At 57.3% G+C, this 4,913-nt stretch carries 4 protein-coding genes and 1 pseudogene; all 5 read left to right on the top strand.

From position 1 onward, the window contains the following. A pseudogene (locus TX82_RS16625) lies at positions 1 to 324 on the top strand (beta-ketoacyl-[acyl-carrier-protein] synthase family protein); the annotation flags it as partial. A gap of 55 nt (positions 325 to 379) precedes the next feature. Then, complete coding sequence (locus tag TX82_RS03865) at positions 380 to 643, top strand: acyl carrier protein (protein ID WP_005007223.1); 264 nt, start codon at positions 380 to 382, stop codon at positions 641 to 643. A 98-nt stretch (positions 644 to 741) separates the two neighbouring features. Beyond that, a complete protein-coding gene (locus TX82_RS03860) occupies positions 742 to 2,151 on the top strand; it encodes a phytoene desaturase family protein (protein WP_005007220.1) in 1,410 nt (469 codons plus the stop codon). Further along, entirely contained in the window at positions 2,151 to 3,593 is a 1,443-nt protein-coding gene (locus TX82_RS03855) for a phytoene desaturase family protein (protein WP_005007217.1), read from the top strand. The genes TX82_RS03860 and TX82_RS03855 overlap by 1 nt, the downstream gene beginning before the upstream one ends. A gap of 141 nt (positions 3,594 to 3,734) precedes the next feature. Next, entirely contained in the window at positions 3,735 to 4,409 is a 675-nt protein-coding gene (fabG, locus tag TX82_RS03850; protein ID WP_005007214.1) for a 3-oxoacyl-ACP reductase FabG, read from the top strand. The last annotated feature ends 504 nt before the right edge of the window (positions 4,410 to 4,913 follow it).

Raw genomic sequence — 4,913 nt, 5'->3', positions numbered from 1 at the left:
GGCGACATCCAGGAGGCCAAGGCCCTGCGCACGGTGTTCCCTGCCGGATCGAAGGTACGCATCAATAATACAAAGAGTTATATCGGCCACACCATGGGCGCGGCGGGGGCGCTGGAACTCACCGGCAACCTGCCTGCGTTCGACGACGGCGTGGTCCACCCCACCATCAACGTGGACGAGGTGGACCCGGAGTGCGACGTGGCTCCCTTGAAGCTCGTGGCCAACCGGCCGGAGCGGCTGGAACAGGTGAAAATCATTGTCAATAACAGCTTCGGCATGTTCGGCATCAACTCGGTTTTGATTGTCCGAAAATACCAAAAATAGGATTGAAATTTGGGGGCTCATCGCCTACCATCGAACACTGGAGGAGAGAGGTTAGATGACGAAAGAGGAAGTACGCACCGCCATCCTGAATATCATTGCTGAAATCGCTCCGGACGAGGACTTGAGCACCGTCCAGGACGAGGAGAAGCTCCGCGACCAGTTCGATCTCGACTCGATGGACTTTCTGGACATCGTCATGGAACTGCGCAAGCGCTTCAACCTCGAAGTGCCGGAAGCCGATTACCCCCAGCTGGTCACGATGAAAAGCTGTGTCGAATACCTGTTCCCGCGTCTCAAGGACCGGCACCTGGTAACCTGACACCGCGCTGTCCATCCGCGCCAAACCCGACATCCCGCAACCCCCCTCCGGGGCCGGGATTTTCTTGTTTTTTAAGCCTGAATCCTTAACAATACGGCATGGTGTACGATGCGCTCATAATCGGCTCCGGGCTCTCCGGACTGGCCGCGGGCATCCGCTTGGCGATGTTCAACAAGAAGGTGCTGATCGTCGAAAAGCACGTGGAGGTGGGCGGCCTCAACTCCTTCTACGTGCGCAAGCAGAGGACGTTCGACGTCGGCCTGCACGCCATGACCAACTACGTGCCGAAGGGCGCGCGCAACGCGCCGCTTTCCAAACTGCTCAAGCAGTTGCGCTTTCGCCACGAGGATTTCCGCCTCTGCCCCCAGCACCAGTCCGAGATCCGCTTCCCCGGACACGCCCTCCGCTTCACCAACGATTTCTCCGTGCTGGAGGAGGAAGTCGCGCGCGCCTTCCCGGCGCAGATCGACGGCTTCCGCCGCCTCGTCGCCAAAATCCGCGATTACGACGAGCTCGACCTCAACAACAGCCGCTTCACCCCGGCCCGCGCCGTGGTGCAGGAATGCATCACCGATCCCGTGCTCATCGACATGCTGTTCTGCCCGCTCATGTACTACGGCAGTGCCAGCGAGGGCGACATGGATTTCTACCAGTTCGTCATCATGTTCAAATCCGTGTTCATGGAAGGCTTCGCCAAACCGGAGGGCGGCATGCCGTACATCCTGAACCTCCTGGTGGACAAATACAAAACGCTGGGCGGCGAACTGCGCATGGGCGCGGGGGTGAAGGCCATCCACGCCCCGGATGGGGCTCTGCAGTCGGTCGAGCTCGAAAACGGCGAGACGCTGCTGGCCGACAAGGTGATCTCGTCGGCGGGTTACATCGAGACGCTTCGCCTGTGCCGGCCCTGCCCGGTGGAAGAGGCCCGGTGCGAGGAGGGCCGCATGTCGTTCATGGAGTGCCTGTTCGTGCTCGACCGCCAGCCGAAAGACCTGGGTTACGACAAGAGCATCGTGTTCTTCTCCACCAAACCGCGTTTCGACTACCGCGTGCCGGAGGCGGCGGTGGATGTGACCAGCGGCGTGCTGTGCGCGCCCAACAATTTCGATTACCCCCAGCCCGGCGAGGGCATGCTGAGGCTCACCAACCAGGCCAATTACGGCGTGTGGAACGACATGGTCCGCGCCGACTACCGCGCCGCCAAGAAAGAATGGCGCGAGCGCGCCATCGAGGAAATCCTTCAATTTTTCCCCGATTTCCGGCATAATGTCGTGTTCACGGACGCATTTACACCCAAGACCATCTTCAAATACACCGGACACCTCAACGGCGCGGTGTACGGTGCCCCCCACAAGATCAAGGACGGGCGCACGCCCATCCGCAACGTCTTTATTTGCGGGACAGATCAGGGTTTTTTGGGTATCATTGGGGCTACTTTGAGCGGCATTTCCATGGCCAATCTGCACGTATTGCAGGCCGAAAACAAACCGGAATACGGGAGAATTTGATGGCAAAGGACTGGTTGAAAGGGGTGAAGTCGGCCTACGACACGGTCATTATCGGAAGCGGTCTGGCGGGGCTCACCGCCGCCAACATGCTGGCCCGGTTCGGTCACCGCGTGCTGGTACTGGAGCACCACTACAACCTGGGCGGGCTGGCCACCTGGTTCAAACGCAAGGGCGGCCACATCATGGACATCTCCCTGCACGGCTTCCCCATCGGCATGATCAAGACCTGCCGCAAATACTGGTCCAAGGAAATCGCCGACTCCATCATCCGCCTGCGCAACATCCGCTTCGACAACCCCCAGTTCGCCTTCGGCACCACCTTCGACAAGGAAGACTTCACCAACCTGATGCGCGAACGCTTCGGCATCCTCAAGGAAACCATCGACGAGTTTTTTGAAACCGTGCGGGCGATGAATTTTTACGACGACGTGAAGATGACCACGCGCGAGCTGTTCGAGAAATTCTTTCCCGGCAGGACCGACGTGCACCGCCTGCTCATGGAACCGATCACCTACGCCAACGGCTCCACTCTGGACGACCCGGCCATCACTTACGGCATCGTGTTCTCCAACTTCATGGACAAGGGCGTCTATACTTTTCAGGGCGGCACGAATGAACTGATCCGCAAAATGAAAAAGGAACTGCAGAAAAACGGCGTGGACATCCGCACCCATTGCCTCGTCGAAAAGGTGCTGGTGGAAGACAAGCAGGTGACCGGCGTGCGCGTGAACGGACGCGAGATCCCCGCCAAGGCGGTGCTTTCCAACAGCAATATCCTGAACACGATCGAAAAGCTGACGGGCGAAGAGCATTTCTCGAAAGAGTTCATCCAGGAAGTGCGCGACGTGCGCCTCAACGACAGCAGTTGCCAGGTGTACATCGGCATCAAAAAGGGCGAGAAGATCGACAACGTGGGCGACCTGCTGTTCACTTCGCAGAAAGAGGAATTCGATTCCGAAGAACTGCTCGACTTCCACACCACCAGCAGAACGTTTTCGTTTTACTACCCGGAGATCCGCCCCGGCCACAACCAGTATTCCATCGTCGCCTCGACCAACGCCCGTTTCAAGGACTGGGCTTACCTCAGTGAAGAGGAATACCAGGCGAAGAAAGACGAGTTGATCGAACGAACGCTCGAAGCTTTGGAGCGTTACGTGCCCGGCGTGCGCGCCAAGATCGACCACGTGGAAGCGTCCACGCCGAAAACGTTCAAGCGCTACACCACGCATCCCGGCGGCGTGTCGTTCGGCACCAAGTTCGAGGGATTGAAAGTCAGCCGCGAACTGCCCAACCAGATCGCCGGCCTGTTTCACGCGGGATCGGTGGGCATCATCATGTCCGGCTGGCTGGGCGCCGCCAACTACGGCGTCATCGTCGCCAACGAGGTGGACAAGTTCGTGTCGTCCCTCAGCAAGGCGAAACTGGAACCGGTCAACGTCTGACCCGCCGGGCATCCGTCGGGCCTCCGGCAAACGTGGCATGAAACCGGCGCACCCTCTCTCCAACCGACTCCATGCAATTCGATTTCACAGAACAGACGGTGATCGTGACCGGCGGCACCCGCGGCATCGGGCGCGGCATTGGTGAAGCTTTTTTTGAAAGCCGGGGCCACCGTCGTCGCCACCTACCTGTCCAACCAACCCGCCGCCGAACAGTTTCAGAAAGACCATGCCGATGCGGGCGACCGCCTGCACGTCCGCCAGTGCGATGTCACCAACCTGGAAAATGTCGAGGCATTTTACAAATACGTGACGGAGACGCTCGGCACGTTTCACGTGCTGGTCAACAACTCGGGCATCCGCCGCGACGCCATCGTCGGCATGATGACGGAGGAGGACTGGCGCGACGTGGTGGACACCAACCTCACCGGTACCTTCACCATGAGCAAGCTCGCGGTGCAGAACCTGTCGCGGAAACGCTACGGTCGCATCATCAACATCACCTCCCCCATCGGCAAGTTCGGGTTCGCCGGGCAGGCCAACTACGCCGCCACCAAGGCCGGGCAGGTGGCCTTCACCAAATCGCTGTCGAAGGAAGTGGCAAGCCGCAAAATCACCGTCAACTGCGTGTCGCCGGGGTTCATCGACACCGATTTCATCGCCGACCTGCCGGACGACCAGAAACAGCAGTACCTCGAACAGGTGCCGCTGAAACGCTTCGGCACCGTGGAGGACGTCGCCCACTGCGTGCTGTTCCTCGCCAGCCGCGACGCGGCCTACATCACCGGCGCCGTGCTCGAAGTGACAGGTGGCTTGTAGCCAGACTGCGTCTGGAGGAAACGTGATCCACTACTCCCAGTTGCTTGCGGCCAATGCGCCGCAAACGAACGATGGTCTTCATTTTATCCCCCTCCCCTTTTCAAGGGGAGGGCTGGGAGGGGTTACTAGGGAATCGATAACTTGATGCGTGATAGTTGGAACAGGTTCGGCTTATTAATCAGAATAATAATAGCGTTGATTTGTTCATGCTTAACAATAAATTCGATGGCAACTATCCTGTTTGAAAGAATAGATATGTTGTTTGTTGTTCGATTATCAAGTGGATTCTTGGCCATTTTAATATTGCCAAAAAACCTGAGGGTAGATTTTCTTAAGATCGTCTTCTTCTTTAGTGGCGGGTATGGAATAATTTTTTGGTAATGCTTTATATAAAAAGTGAGAGCTTTGAATTAGGTACCGAGATTTATACTCAAATTATTATTAGTATTTTATATTTAATCATTTTTTTAATTCTCCTAAAATCAGATAAAAAGAATTTAGAGG

The organism is Nitrospina gracilis 3/211, assembly GCF_000341545.2.
GTDB classification, from domain to species: domain Bacteria; phylum Nitrospinota; class Nitrospinia; order Nitrospinales; family Nitrospinaceae; genus Nitrospina; species Nitrospina gracilis.
The sequence above is the reverse complement of the archived record's forward strand: the minus strand, read 5'-3'. Positions and strand labels throughout refer to the sequence as shown.